A 13356-nucleotide genomic window follows, 5' to 3' on the forward strand; every position below is an offset into this window, starting at 1 on the left:
GGGACGTCGCGATGAGCACGATCAACCGTCGTATCCTGATCATCGACGACACCGTGTCCATTCACGAGGACTTCCGCAAGATCCTCTGCCCTGGAGGGGGCGTAGACGACCTGCAAGCGGCCGAGCAGGCGCTGTTCGGCGATAGCGTCAGCCGCCTGGAGCACGTCTTCGAGCTGGACTCGGCCTTCCAGGGCCGCGAAGGCCTGGCCAGGGTCGAGCAGGCGCTGGAGCAGGGCCGGCCGTACGCCATGGCCTTCATCGACATGCGCATGCCGCCGGGCTGGGATGGCCTGGAGACCATCGAACGGCTCTGGCAGGTCGATCCCAAGCTGCAGGTCGCGCTGTGCACCGCCTTCTCCGACTACTCGCTGGAGGACATGAACGCCCGCGTCGAGATGGGCGATCGCCTGCTGATCCTGAAAAAACCCTTCGATGCGATCGAGATCCGCCAGATGGCCAGTGCCCTGACCGTCAAATGGCAGATGACCGAGGACGCCGAGCTGAAGATGGACCAGCTCGAACAGGCCGTCGAGGAACGCACCCGCGAGCTGTCCGACGCCAACATCATCGTGCAGAACAGCCCGACCATCCTCTATCGCCTGCGCGGCGAACCTTCGTTCCCGCTGATGTACATCTCCCACAACATCACCAAGTTCGGCCACGTGGCCAAGGACCTGGTGGCCTCCAGCGACTGGACCCGGGAACTGATCCACGAGGAGGACCAGCCCAAGGTCGACGCCGCCATGGCCCGGGTGCTGGACAGGGATGCCCAGGGCGCCTCCATCGAGTTTCGCCTGCGTACCGGCGACGACCAGTGGCGCTGGGTGGAGAACCGCTACGTACCGGTACGCGACGCCGAAGGCCGGCTGCTGGAGGTCGAAGGCATCATCATCGACATCACCGAGCGCAAGGCTGCCGAGGAAAAGATCGCCCAGCTCGCCCGTACCGACGGGCTCACCGGGCTGGCCAACCGCTCGACCATGATCGAGCGGCTGCACCAGAGCTTTGCCGCCGCCCAGCGCGGCGCCTCGCCGTTCGCGGTGTTCTACCTCGACCTCGACCACTTCAAGCGGATCAACGACACCCTGGGCCATCCGGTCGGTGACCTACTGCTGCAGGAAGTGTCCCAGCGTATCAGGCGTTGCACCCGCGAAGGCGATGTGGTCGCCCGACTGGGGGGCGACGAGTTCGCGATCCTGCAGACGGAAATGAACGATCCGTCCATTTCCGGCGCCCTGGCGGCGAGAATCCGCAATGCCCTGGTCGAACCCTACAGCCTCGATGGCAACGAGGTGCGGATTTCCGTGAGCATCGGCATCAGCACCTACGCCGCCGACAGCGAAAGCGCCGACACCCTGCTGGTGCAGGCCGACATGGCGCTGTACCGCTCCAAGGAAAAGGGCCGCAACCAGTACCACTTCCACTCCGAGGAGATCAACCAGGAGGTCAGCGAGCGGGTCGCCATCGCCAACGACCTGAGGGAAGCCATCAATCAGGATCAGCTGGAACTGCACTACCTGCCGGAAGTCGACCTCACCACCGGCAAAATCCTCGGCATGGAGGCGCTGGTGCGCTGGAACCATCCCCAGCGCGGCCTGCTCGGGGCCGACGTGTTCATACCGGCTGCGGAAAAGACCGGCACCATCGTCGCCCTCGGCCACTGGGTGCTGGACCACGCCTGCCAGCAGATGCGCCAGTGGCGCGACGAGGGCGTGGCACCGCCGGTGATCGCGATCAACCTGTCGCTGGCCCAGCTCAAGAGCGGTGGCGAACTGTTGAACGATGTTGTCGAGACCACCGCCCGCTGGGGGCTGTCGCCATCGGACCTGGAGTTCGATGTCACCGAGGCGACCCTGGCCCAGACCAAGTGGACGCAGAACGACGTATTGCCGCGCCTGCGCGAACTCGGGGTGAAGATCGCCATCGACGATTTCGGTACCGACTACTCCTCCTTCGACTACCTCAAGACCTACCGGGTCAATCACCTGAAGCTGGCACAGTCGTTCATCAACCATGCCACCCAGGATGCCGACAGCGCCACCACCCTCAAGGCCATCATCAACTTCGCCCGCGAGATAGGCGTCGGCATCATCGCCGAAGGCGTGGAAACCCTGGAGCAGCGCAGCTCGCTGATGTCCACCGGCTCACCGATGACCGCCCAGGGTTATTACTTCAGCAAGGCCGTCGATAGCCACGAGGCCGCCCGGCTGCTGCAGCGGGGCACCATCGCTCCGCAGGCCCGGCAAGACTCCGGGAGGCCGTGATGGACACCCTGACCGGCGCCGCCAACCGGCGCATTCTGATCATCGACGACACCGCTTCGATTCATCAGGACTACCGCAAGATCCTCGGCCCGGAAGAAGAGGAAGACTTGAGCCTGGAGTCGACCGAAACCCTGCTGTTCGGCGTCGACCAACCGCAACGCCAGGTCTTCGAGCTGGACTCGGCCTACCAGGGCCAGGAGGCCCTGGAACTGGTCCGGCTGGCCCAGGCCGCCAACCGGCCCTACGCCATGGCCTTCATCGATATGCGCATGCCGCCGGGCTGGGACGGTCTGGAAACCATCGAACAGCTGTGGAAAGTCGACCCCCACCTGCAGGTCGCCCTGTGCACCGCCTACTCGGACTACTCCTGGGAATCGATGGCCGACCGCCTGGCCTTCGGCGACCAGTTGCTGATCCTGAAGAAACCCTTCGACAGCCTGGAAATCCGCCAGATGGCCAGCGCCCTGACCTGGAAATGGCAACTGGCCCGGGACATGGCCACGCGCATGAGCGAACTGGAGCGGACCGTCGAGGAGCGCGTCCAGGAACTGCTGCATGTCTCGCGCCTGCTGCAGTTCGACGTGCTCACCGAACTGCCCAACAGCACCCTGCTGGTCGACCGGCTCAGCCAGGCGATTGCCCTGGCCAAGCGGCACGACGAACAGACCGCGGTCATGTTCATCGGCCTGGATCGCTTCAAGCGCATCAACAATGCCCTGGGCCACCCCGTCGGCGACGAAATGCTCAAGCATGTGGCTCGCTGCCTGATCGGCGCCTTGCGTCAGTCGGACTCGGTGTTTCGCTATGGCTCCGACGAATTCGTCCTGGTACTGCCCGATATCGCCCACCCGCACCAGACCAACGGCATCGCGCAAAAGATCCTCAATGCCGTGAACACCCCACTGGAAGTGGCCGGGCATGCCCTGCGGGTCACCGCGAGCATGGGCATCAGCCTGTACCCGGGCGATGGCGAAGAGGCGCTGGGCCTGGTCAAGAAGGCCGAAACGGCCATGCGCAACACCAAGGAAGAAGGGCATGGCAACTTCGGCTTCTTCATTGAGGACATGAACTTGCGTGCGCGTCGGCAACAGTCCATCGAGTCGGGCATTCGCCTGGCCCTGGAGCGCGACGAATTCGTGCTGCACTACCAGCCCAAACTGGACCTCAGGCGCGGCCAAGTGGTCGGTGCGGAGGCGCTGATTCGCTGGCTGCACCCGGAGCGCGGCTGGATCTTCCCCGGCGATTTCATTCCCGTGGCCGAGGACAGCGGACTGATCGTTCCACTGAGCCGCTGGGTGGTCGGACAGGCCTGCCGCCAGGCCAAGGCCTGGCAGGAGCAGGGTCTGGGCCGGCTGATCATGTCGGTGAATGTGTCGGCCATCGATTTCCGCCAACGGGACTACCTCGACAGAATCCGCCAGGTGCTCGAGGAAACCGGGTTGGACCCGCACTGCCTGGAGCTGGAAATCACCGAAAGCATCCTGATGCAGAACATCGACGCCACGCTCGAGGTGCTGCACGCGCTCAAGGCCCTGGGCATTCGCCTGGCGATCGACGACTTCGGCACCGGTTATTCCAGCCTCAGCTACCTGCGGCGCTTTCCCGTCGATGTGCTGAAGATCGACCAGTCGTTCGTGCGCAATCTCGCCGGAGACCAAAATGATGCGGCGCTGGTCAGCGCGATCATCAGCCTGGGCAAGAGCCTGAACCTGAACACCATTGCCGAAGGCGTCGAGACCCGCGAGCAACTGGACTTTCTCAAGGCCCATGCCTGTGAAGAGGTGCAGGGCTACTACTTCAGCAAAGCCGTCGAAGCCAACGCGTTCGCCAGCTTGTTACAGGACTGGCGGGAAAAAGCACCGGGACAGGACTGAACGCCCCACGACCCTTACAGCCAGGGAAGCCTGCAATGTCACTTCGCCGATTGCTCGTGCTGCTACTGCTCGCCAGCGCCTGGGGCCAGCCCGCGCTGTCGGCGCCACTGGACGAACCGCTCAAGCCCCTGCCGGACATCCCCCAGCAGGACCCGCGCCAGGTCGAACTGGGCCGCCAGCTGTTCAACGAAAAACGCCTGTCGATCAACGACAGCCTGTCCTGCGCCACCTGCCACCAACTGGACAAGGGCGGGGTCGACGACAAACCGTTGTCCGTCGGTTTCCATGGCGAGACCGTCGCGGTCAATACCCCCACGGTGTTCAACGCGGCGCTGAACTTCAGGCAGTTCTGGAACGGCCGGGCCGACAGCCTGGAGGACCAGGCCGGCCAGGTCCTGCTGAGTCCAATCGAGATGGGCAACAACTGGCCGAACATCATCGATACCCTGGTCAAGGACCCGGCCTACAAGGCGGCCTTCGCCGCGGCCTACCGCGATGGCGTGACCGAGGCCAACGTGCGCAACGCCCTGGCCACCTACGAACGTACCCTGCTGACGCCCAACTCGCGCTTCGACCAGTACCTCAAGGGCAACACCGACATCCTCAGCCTCGACGAGAAGTACGGCTACCAGCGCTTCAAGGACTATGGCTGCATCGCCTGCCACCAGGGCGTGAACATCGGTGGCAACATGTTCCAGAAGTTCGGCGTGATGGGCGACTACTTCAAGGCCCGCGGCAACCCGACCGCAGCCGACGACGGGCGCTTCCTGGTCACCGGGGACGAGGACGACCGGCATGTCTTCAAGGTGCCCAGCCTGCGCAACGTGGCCCTCACCGCCCCCTACTTCCATGACAGCTCGGCCAAGACCCTCGAGGACGCAGTCGACGTGATGTTCACCTATCAGTTGGGGCGCATCCCCTCGGCCGAGGACAAGCGCCTGATCGTGCTGTTTCTCAAGACACTGACCGGTGAACAGGGAGGCAAGCCGCAATGAACCCGACCAGGCGCCTGCTGAACCGGATCCTCCTGCCGCTGTTGACCTCGGTGCTGGCGGCGGTGCTGGTGTTTCTCTACGTCATGTCGCGCAGCGACCTGACCCAGGAGTACGCCGAAGGCCGCGACCTGATCGGCCAGATCAAGCAACTGGACGCCCAGTGGGATACGGAGATCCTCAAGGCCAGGATCGCCGTGGCCCGCAACTACGATCCGCTGATCAGACCCCAGGTCGGCATGCACACGCACTGGCAGGCCTTCCAGGCGCTGCAGGTGAGTCAGCCGACCGATACCTCCGGGGCCTGGAAGGACCGTCGTGCGACGCTGAACCAGGCACTCAAGGAGAAAGAACGGCTGGTCGAACAGTTCAAGTCGCGCAACGCGGTGCTGCGCAACTCGCTGGCCTTCCTGCCCACCGCCGAGGACGACATCCAGCGCCAGTTGAGCACGCTGGAGGATGTCGACAAACTGATGCTGCAATCGACCTCCAACGATATCTACGACCTGTTGCTCAGTACCCTCGAATTCTCCCAGATCACCACCGACGACAGGGCTAACGAAATCCTGCTGGGGGTCAACCAACTGACGGTCGATCAGCAGCGCCTGCCGCCGGCCTTCAAGGCGCCGATCGATATCCTGCTCAACCACGTGCAACTGATCCTGCGCGAACAACCCAACGTCAATACCCTGCTGGACGAGATTGCCGCCGTGCCGGTTTCCGAAAGCCTCGACGCCATCACCGACCAGTTGAACCAGGACCAGCAGAGCGCCGAACGGATCGACCAGCAGTATCACCTGTACCTGCTGATTTTCTCGGCGCTGATGGCCGTGCTGCTGTTGTACCTGGCCAGTCGCCTGGCCCGCAGCTATGCGCAGATCAACCAGATCAACCGGGCCCTGCAGACCGCCAACGAGCATCTGGAGCAGCGGGTCGAGGAGCGCACCCGCGAACTGCGCGACGCCCAGAGCGAGCTGGTGGAGACCGCCCGCCACGCCGGCATGGCCGAGATCGCCACCAACGTGCTGCACAACGTCGGCAACGTGCTCAACAGCGTGAACATCTCCGCCGACCTGGTCGCCCGCAAATTGCGCAACAGCAAGGCACAGGGCCTGGCCAAGGCGGTCGGGCTGATGAACGAGCACCCCGATGACCTCGCTGAGTTCCTCACCCATGATGCCAAGGGCAAGCTGTTGCCGGGCTACCTGAACCAGCTCGTCGAGGCCATCGCCGTCGAGCAGCAGGGCATGACCGAGGAGCTGGGCCAACTGAGCAAGAGCGTCGACCACATCAAGGAAATCGTCTCGACCCAGCAATCCTATGCCGGGGTTTCCAGCCTGGAGGAGGCGCTGCACGTCGGCGACCTGCTCGAGGACGCCCTGCGCATGAATTCCGGCGCCCTGACCCGGCACAACGTCGTCGTGATCCGCGACTACGGCGATGTCCCGCGGATCATGGGCGACAAGCACCGCATGCTGCTGATCCTGATCAACCTCATCAGCAACGCCAAGCAGGCGATGTCCAACCTGTCCGACCGTGCCCGGCAGATCACCCTGCAGGTGCGGGTGGTCGACGACACGACCCTGCGCATCAGTGTCAAGGACGACGGCGAAGGCATCCTGCCGGAAAACATGACGCGGATATTCGCCCATGGCTTCACCACCCGCAAGGATGGCCACGGCTTCGGCCTGCACAGTTGCGCCCTGGCGGCGATGGAAATGAACGGACACCTGAGCGCCCATAGCGACGGCCCCGGCAAGGGTGCCGTCTTCACTCTCGAACTGCCCTTGAAAACCGCCGTGGGGGTCCCATGACAACACAGCCGAACCGCCGCATCCTGCTGGTGGACGACACGCCATCGATCCACGATGACTTTCGCAAGATCCTGATGCCGGAGCAGGACGAGAGCCCGGACCTGGACCTGATCGAGGCCCAACTGTTCGGCCATGAGGCCAAGGCCGTCGGCAGCCAGCCGTTCGAACTCGACTCCGCCTATGGTGGACAGGAAGGCCTGGCGCTGGTCGAACGCTCCCTGGCCGAAGAACGCCCCTATGCCCTGGCCTTCGTCGACATGCGCATGCCCCAGGGCTGGGACGGTGTCGAAACCATCGAGCACCTGTGGCAGGCCGATCCGCAACTGCAGATCGTGGTCTGCACCGCCTATACCGACTATTCCTGGGAGGACCTGCTGGATCGCCTGCACGGCCATGACCGGTTGCTGATCCTGAAGAAGCCCTTCGACAATATCGAGGTCCAGCAACTGGCCAATACCCTGACCAACAAATGGGACATGACCCGCCAGGCCAGCCTGCAGATGCATCACCTTGAGGAACTGGTCGAACAGCGCACCCAGGCACTCACCCAGGCGAGCCTGGCCTTGCAGCACGAGATCGACGAGCGCAAGCAACTCGAGGGTCAACTGGTGCAGTCGGAAAAGCTCGCCTCCCTGGGCCAGCTGGCGGCCGGTGTGGCCCATGAGATCAACAACCCCATCGGGTTCATCGGCTCCAACCTGGGCACCCTCGACGGCTACTTCACCCAGTTGTGGGAAATGCTCGACGCCTACCACAGCGCCGAGGAAGGCATCGCCTCACCCGAACTGCTCGGCCGCCTGCAGGCCTTGCGCGAGAAGATCGAACTGGACTTCCTCAAGGAGGACATTCCGCTGCTGATCAGGGAATCCAAGGACGGCATCGCCCGGGTCGGGCAGATCGTCAAGGACCTGAAGAACTTCTCCCGGGTCGACTCGAGCCAGGAATGGCAGTGGAGCAACCTGCAGCAGGGAATCGACTCGACCCTGAACATCGTCGCCAACGAACTCAAGTACAAGGCCGATGTGGTCAGGGACTACGCCGACCTGCCGGAAATCGAATGCCTGCCCTCGCAGATCAACCAGGTGATCATGAATCTGGTGGTCAATGCCGCCCAGGCCATGGGCCCCGAGCGCGGCACCATCAGCCTGCGCGGCGGCAGCGCGGGGGAGAAGGTCTGGCTGGAAGTGGCCGACAACGGCTCGGGCATGGCCCCGCAGACCCTGCAGAAGATCTTCGATCCGTTCTTCACCACCAAGCCGATCGGTAAGGGCACGGGGCTGGGGCTGTCGCTGTCCTACGGCATCGTGCAGAAGCATGCCGGGCAGATCACGGTCAGCAGCGAGCTGGGCGTGGGCACGACCTTCAGGATCGAGCTGCCGATCCGCCAGAACAAAACCGCCTCCTGATCGAGGCGGTTCGCCATACGCGTCAGTTGGCTTCCTGGAAATCCATCTCCGGTGGCTGCTGGCGGAAGCCGCCCGTGAGGAAAGCCAGGTACACCACGCCGATCGCCAGCCAGCTCACGCCCAGGTAGATCGCCAGGTGATCGAGGCTGATCATCAGCCACAGGTCCGCCAGCAGGCCGATCGATGGGCAGACCAGAAACAGCAGCAGCTCGCGCAGACCGCGCTGCTGCGCACCGATCCAGTAATGGAAGATCACCGACAGGTTCACCAGGCTGAAGGCCAGGAAGGCGCCGAAGTTGATGAACGAGGTGGAGGTGGTGACGTCCAGCTTCAACGCCAGCAAGGCCACCACGGCGCAGAGCAGGATGCTGTTGATCGGTGTGCCGAAGCGTTCGCTCAGGCTGCCGAAGAACGATTTCGGCAGCACACCGTCGCGGCCCATGGCATAGAGCAGGCGCGAACCGCTGGCCTGGGCCGACAAACCCGAGGCGAACTGGCCGACGATCAGGCCGATCAGGAAGAGGCTGACGAACAGGTCGCCGCCGATGTTGCGGGCGATCTCGTACGCCGCCGAGTCGACGTTGTCGAAGACGAATGCCGGGTGGGCCAGTTGCACGAAGTACGACACCGCAACGAAGATCAGCCCGCCGATCAGGGTGATCAGCATGATCGCCCGCGGGATGGTACGCCGCGGATCGCGGGTTTCCTCGGTCAGGGTGCTGACCGCGTCGAAACCGAGGAACGAGTAGCAGGCGATGGCCGCGCCGCTCATCACCAGCGGCATCTGCATGTCACCGTTGAAGAACGGAGCCAGGGTCCACAAGGGCTTGCTCGCGTCGCCGCAGATATAGTGGATCGCCAGGGCGACGAAGGCCACCAGCACCAGGAACTGCACCAGCATCAGCAGCGAGTTGACGCCGTTGGCCAGGCGCAGGCCGACGATGTTGATCAGGCTGGTGATGACGATGAAGGCCAGCACCCAGACCGGCTGCGGGACGGCGGGAAAGGCCGAACCCAAGTACGCCGCGCCGATCAGCCAGATCGCCATGGGCAGGAACAGATAGTCGAGCAACACCGCCCAGCCGGCGATGAAGCCGAGTTTCGGGCTGATGGCCTTGCGCACATAGCTGTAGGCCGAACCGGCCACCGGGAAGGCGGCGGCCATGCGCCCGTAGCTCATGGCGGTGAAGAACATCGCCACCAATGCCGCAAGGTAGGCGGCCGGGACCATGCCCGCGGTGGATTGGGCGAGGATACCGAAGGTGCCGAGCACGATGATCGGCGTCATGTAGGCGATGCCGAACAGCACCACCGACCCCAGCGAAAGGGTGCGTTGCAAACGAGCCATGAGGCGACTACTCCGAATGTTATTGGATTTATGGCAGAGCCGAGTTCGGCGAAAGTGCAGCGGTGTCACAAAATTCTTATGAGTGCGTGGGCCGGATCACGCAGTAGCTCCGTTCGCGGGCAAGCCCTGCTCCTACCGGTGACGCGGGAGGCTGCAGGAGCCGGGCCTGCCCGCGAAAGGGCCGGCCGCACAACGCAGGGATCAGCCCTGGGGAATCAGCAACTCCCGTACCCCGTCGGCCCGCTCGACCACCTCGCCCGGCAAGCGCAGGCGCTGGTCGTTCAGGTAGCTGTAGTCACGCCGGGCAGCCGCCAACTGACTCAGGTCCAGCTCGACGCTGAAATGGCTCTCCTCGCGCCCGGCCTCCTTGAGCAGCGTCCCGAACGGGTCCACCAGGGCACTGCCGCCAGCGAACAGCAGGCCGCCATCGCCCTCGCCGACGCGGTTGACCATCAGCGCAAAGGCCTGGTTTTCCTGGGCGCGGGCCATGATCGCGGTGCGGTGGGTCGGCCCGTACGGGTCCATGTTGCCGTTGGTGACGATCAGCAGCTCGGCACCCAGTTGCGCCAGGGCCCGGGCGGTTTCCGGGAACTCGATGTCGTAGCAGATCAGCAGGCCGACCCGCACCCCGTTCCATTCGCAGGTCGCATAACCATCGCCGGGGTTGAACACGCCACGGTCCGAGGCCCACAGGTGGGTCTTGCGATAACGCAGGGCAATGCCCTCGGGGGTGATCATCAGGGTGGTGTTGTAGAACCGGCCGTTGTCGTTCTCGGCCATGCCGATCACCACCGTCAGGTCGCGCTCGCGGGCGGCCTGCTGCACCGCCTGCACGGTCGGCCCGTCCAGCGGCTCGGCGACCCGGGCCACGGTCTCGGCGGACGGGAAGCCCATCAGGTGGGTTTCCGGAAACACGATCATCCGGGTATCGGCGGCGCAGGCGGCGATAGCGGCAAGGGCGCGCTCGAGGTTGTAAGCTGTATCGTTGTCCCGGCCGGCGAGCTGGGCAAGTTCGATTTTCATGGGTATTCCTTGTTCTGTTCAACCGCCGCGACCCGCCGAACTGGCAGAATGAGTCCGCGGTCATGACCTGTGGCCGCAGTATGCGCACCCGCGCCGGGCCATGGGAATCACGCCGCCGGGGTAACTCGATAGGGGTAGATGAATGACACTGTCGCTGGATGACATCGCCTGGCACCGTTCGGTGGGGCAAATGATCGAGGCCCTGGATCGGCCCAATTTCTGGACGCAACTGGTGCGCCTGCTCAACCGGTACGTGCCGTTCGACAGTTGGGTCGCCCTGCTGTTCAGCGCCCAGGGCCGCCCGGAAGTCTTCGCCGAATGCCCGGGCGAGGACGGCAGTCCCGATCAATTGTTCCAGGACTACCTCAAGGGCCTGTACCTGCTGGACCCGTTCTACATCGCCAGCCGCGAGCAGTCGCGCACCGGCCTGTACCGCCTGGCCGAGGTCGCCCCGGAACACTTCGAACTGACCGAGTACTACCAGCGCTACTTCCGCCTGAACGTGGTGGCCGACGAGATCCAGTTCAACTGCCAGCTCGACGACGACCGCACCCTCTGCCTGTCGCTGGGCTCCACCCGCCGCTTCAGCGACGAGCAGATCGCCCTGCTGTCGCTGATCCAGCCCTGGGTGCTGGGCCTGTTGCGCCAACGCCTGCCCCACGAACAACTGCCGGAAAACGTCACGCCGCCCACTGCGCCGCAGGGCGACTGGCGCATCCAGCTGGAAGCCTCGGTGCAGCAGCTCAAGGGCGCGCAACTGACCGCCCGCGAACTGGACGTCGGACGCCTGATGCTCAGCGGCTGCTCGAGCAAGGAAATCGCCCGCAAGCTGGAAATCTCCATCGAAACCGTGAAAGTCCACAAGAAACACATGTACAGCAAGCTGGGCATCAAGTCCCAGTCCGAGCTGTTCTCGATATTTCTGCAAGCGCAGAATGCCTGACCGACCTGATGAGTCCGAACCCAAGGAAACCGTATGAGCCTGTCCCTGCTGAGCCGCTACGCCTTCTTTGCCGGCTGCGTGATCTTCACCCTCGCCAGCCTGCCGTTCCTGGAACATGACTGGCTCTGGCCATTCACCCTGACCACCGGCCTGTTGAGCCTGCTGGGGGTGTTCGACCTGTTGCAGAGCCCTCACGCGGTGCGCCGCAACTATCCGATCCTCGGCAATATCCGCTACCTGGTCGAAGGCATTCGCCCGGAAATCCGTCAGTACCTGCTCGAATCCGACAGCGATGCCCTGCCCTTCTCCCGCTCCCAGCGTTCGCTGGTGTATGCACGGGCCAAGAACGAAGGCGGCGACAAGCCCTTCGGCACGCTGATCGATGTCTATGAGTCAGGCTTCGAGTTCATCGGCCACTCGATGCGCCCGGCGCCGTTGAGCGACCCCGCCAGTTTTCGCGTGACCGTCGGCGGGCCGCAGTGCAAGCAGCCGTACTCGGCCTCGGTGTTCAACATCTCGGCGATGAGCTTCGGCTCCCTCAGCGCCAACGCCATCCGCGCGCTGAACAAGGGCGCCAAGCTCGGCAATTTCGCCCACGACACCGGTGAAGGCAGCATCAGCCCCTATCACCGCGAACATGGCGGCGACCTGACATGGGAACTTGGCAGCGGCTATTTCGGTTGCCGCACCAGCGACGGGCGCTTCGACCCGGAGAAGTTCGCCGCCCAGGCGCAGAGCCCGCAGGTGCGCATGATCGAAATCAAGATGAGCCAGGGCGCCAAGCCTGGCCACGGCGGCATCCTGCCCAAGCACAAGGTCACCCGGGAGATCGCCGAGACCCGTGGCGTACCGATGGGTGAGGATTGTGTATCGCCGTCGAGCCACAGCGCCTTCTCGACGCCGATCGAGATGATGCACTTCATCGCGCAACTGCGTGAGCTGTCCGGCGGCAAGCCGGTGGGCTTCAAGTTCTGCCTGGGTCACCCGTGGGAATTCATGGGCATCGCCAAGGCGATGCTGGAAACCGGCATTCTCCCGGACTTCATCGTCGTCGACGGCAAGGAAGGCGGCACTGGCGCCGCGCCGGTGGAATTCACCGATCACATGGGTTCGCCAATGCGCGAGGGCCTGCTGTTCGTGCACAACACGCTGGTCGGCCTGAACCTGCGGGACAAGATCAAGCTCGGTGCCAGCGGCAAGATCGTCAGCGCCTTCGATATCGCCAGCGTGCTGGCCATCGGCGCCGACTGGGCCAACTCGGCGCGCGGCTTCATGTTCGCCATCGGCTGCATCCAGTCGCAGAGCTGCCACACCAACAAGTGCCCGACCGGCGTCGCCACCCAGGACAAGCTGCGCCAGCGTGCCCTGGTGGTACCGGACAAGGCCCAGCGGGTGTTCAGCTTCCACCGCAACACCCTCAGGGCCCTGGCCGAAATGCTCGCCGCCGCAGGGCTGCAGCATCCTTCGCAACTGGAAGCCAAGCATCTGGTACGGCGCATGTCGGCCACCGAGATCAAGCTGTTCTCGCAGTTGCACGTGTTCCTCAAGCCCGGCGAACTGCTGACCGGCGAGGTCAACGGCAAGTTCTACTCGCGCATGTGGGAGATGGCCCGGGCGGATAGCTTCGAGCCGAACGCGGCGTAGATCAGTCGATGCCCCAATCATTCGAATGAAACGAAACGGCAACCCATC

Annotated in this window: 9 protein-coding genes; 7 read left to right on the forward strand and 2 right to left on the reverse strand. The window is 64.0% G+C overall.

Annotated features, from left to right (window positions below):
- Positions 1 to 11 precede the first annotated feature (11 nt).
- From PF66_RS00910 to PF66_RS00930, 5 genes are read left to right on the forward strand one after another with little or no spacing between them, the layout of a single operon-like run.
- Positions 12 to 2264: a putative bifunctional diguanylate cyclase/phosphodiesterase gene (locus tag PF66_RS00910; protein WP_054061677.1), complete on the forward strand. Its 2253-nt coding sequence runs from the start codon at positions 12 to 14 to the stop codon at positions 2262 to 2264.
- Complete coding sequence (locus PF66_RS00915) at positions 2264 to 4138, forward strand: putative bifunctional diguanylate cyclase/phosphodiesterase (RefSeq protein ID WP_054061678.1); 1875 nt, start codon at positions 2264 to 2266, stop codon at positions 4136 to 4138. The genes PF66_RS00910 and PF66_RS00915 overlap by 1 nt, the downstream gene beginning before the upstream one ends.
- A 35-nt stretch (positions 4139 to 4173) precedes the next feature.
- Complete coding sequence (locus PF66_RS00920; RefSeq protein WP_054061679.1) at positions 4174 to 5133, forward strand: cytochrome-c peroxidase; 960 nt, start codon at positions 4174 to 4176, stop codon at positions 5131 to 5133.
- Positions 5130 to 6944, forward strand: a complete 1815-nt coding sequence (locus PF66_RS00925) for a DAHL domain-containing protein (protein WP_054061680.1) — start codon at positions 5130 to 5132, stop codon at positions 6942 to 6944. The genes PF66_RS00920 and PF66_RS00925 overlap by 4 nt, the downstream gene beginning before the upstream one ends.
- A complete protein-coding gene (locus tag PF66_RS00930) occupies positions 6941 to 8350 on the forward strand; it encodes an ATP-binding protein (protein ID WP_054057444.1) in 1410 nt (469 codons plus the stop codon). Before PF66_RS00925 ends, PF66_RS00930 begins: the two co-directional genes overlap by 4 nt.
- 22 nt (positions 8351 to 8372) lie before the next feature.
- Here the strand turns inward: PF66_RS00930 and PF66_RS00935 are convergent, their stop codons facing one another.
- Both PF66_RS00935 and PF66_RS00940 read right to left on the reverse strand, forming a co-directional pair.
- Positions 8373 to 9698, reverse strand: a complete 1326-nt coding sequence (locus PF66_RS00935) for an APC family permease (protein ID WP_054061681.1) — start codon at positions 9696 to 9698, stop codon at positions 8373 to 8375.
- A 201-nt stretch (positions 9699 to 9899) separates the two neighbouring features.
- Positions 9900 to 10721, reverse strand: coding sequence for a carbon-nitrogen hydrolase family protein (locus PF66_RS00940; RefSeq protein WP_054061682.1), 822 nt, complete (start codon positions 10719 to 10721; stop codon positions 9900 to 9902).
- A gap of 142 nt (positions 10722 to 10863) precedes the next feature.
- Here PF66_RS00940 and PF66_RS00945 point away from each other — a divergent pair, with 142 nt between their 5' ends.
- Positions 10864 to 11664, forward strand: a complete 801-nt coding sequence (locus tag PF66_RS00945; protein ID WP_054057441.1) for a helix-turn-helix transcriptional regulator — start codon at positions 10864 to 10866, stop codon at positions 11662 to 11664.
- 33 nt (positions 11665 to 11697) lie between these two features.
- Positions 11698 to 13308: an FMN-binding glutamate synthase family protein gene (locus PF66_RS00950; RefSeq protein WP_054057440.1), complete on the forward strand. Its 1611-nt coding sequence runs from the start codon at positions 11698 to 11700 to the stop codon at positions 13306 to 13308.
- Positions 13309 to 13356 lie beyond the last annotated feature (48 nt).

The sequence above is a fragment of the Pseudomonas asplenii genome (assembly GCF_001293465.1).
Lineage (GTDB): Bacteria > Pseudomonadota > Gammaproteobacteria > Pseudomonadales > Pseudomonadaceae > Aquipseudomonas > Aquipseudomonas fuscovaginae_B.

What these genes read in the sequence shown, in the direction of transcription:
- PF66_RS00910 (WP_054061677.1), top strand. Translation starts at nt 12, where the DNA reads ATGAGCACGATCAACCGTCGTATCCTGATCATCGACGACACCGTGTCC.
- PF66_RS00915 (WP_054061678.1), top strand. Translation starts at nt 2,264, where the DNA reads ATGGACACCCTGACCGGCGCCGCCAACCGGCGCATTCTGATCATCGAC.
- PF66_RS00920 (WP_054061679.1), top strand. Translation starts at nt 4,174, where the DNA reads ATGTCACTTCGCCGATTGCTCGTGCTGCTACTGCTCGCCAGCGCCTGG.
- PF66_RS00925 (WP_054061680.1), top strand. Translation starts at nt 5,130, where the DNA reads ATGAACCCGACCAGGCGCCTGCTGAACCGGATCCTCCTGCCGCTGTTG.
- PF66_RS00930 (WP_054057444.1), top strand. Translation starts at nt 6,941, where the DNA reads ATGACAACACAGCCGAACCGCCGCATCCTGCTGGTGGACGACACGCCA.
- PF66_RS00935 (WP_054061681.1), bottom strand. Translation starts at nt 9,698, where the DNA reads ATGGCTCGTTTGCAACGCACCCTTTCGCTGGGGTCGGTGGTGCTGTTC.
- PF66_RS00940 (WP_054061682.1), bottom strand. Translation starts at nt 10,721, where the DNA reads ATGAAAATCGAACTTGCCCAGCTCGCCGGCCGGGACAACGATACAGCT.
- PF66_RS00945 (WP_054057441.1), top strand. Translation starts at nt 10,864, where the DNA reads ATGACACTGTCGCTGGATGACATCGCCTGGCACCGTTCGGTGGGGCAA.
- PF66_RS00950 (WP_054057440.1), top strand. Translation starts at nt 11,698, where the DNA reads ATGAGCCTGTCCCTGCTGAGCCGCTACGCCTTCTTTGCCGGCTGCGTG.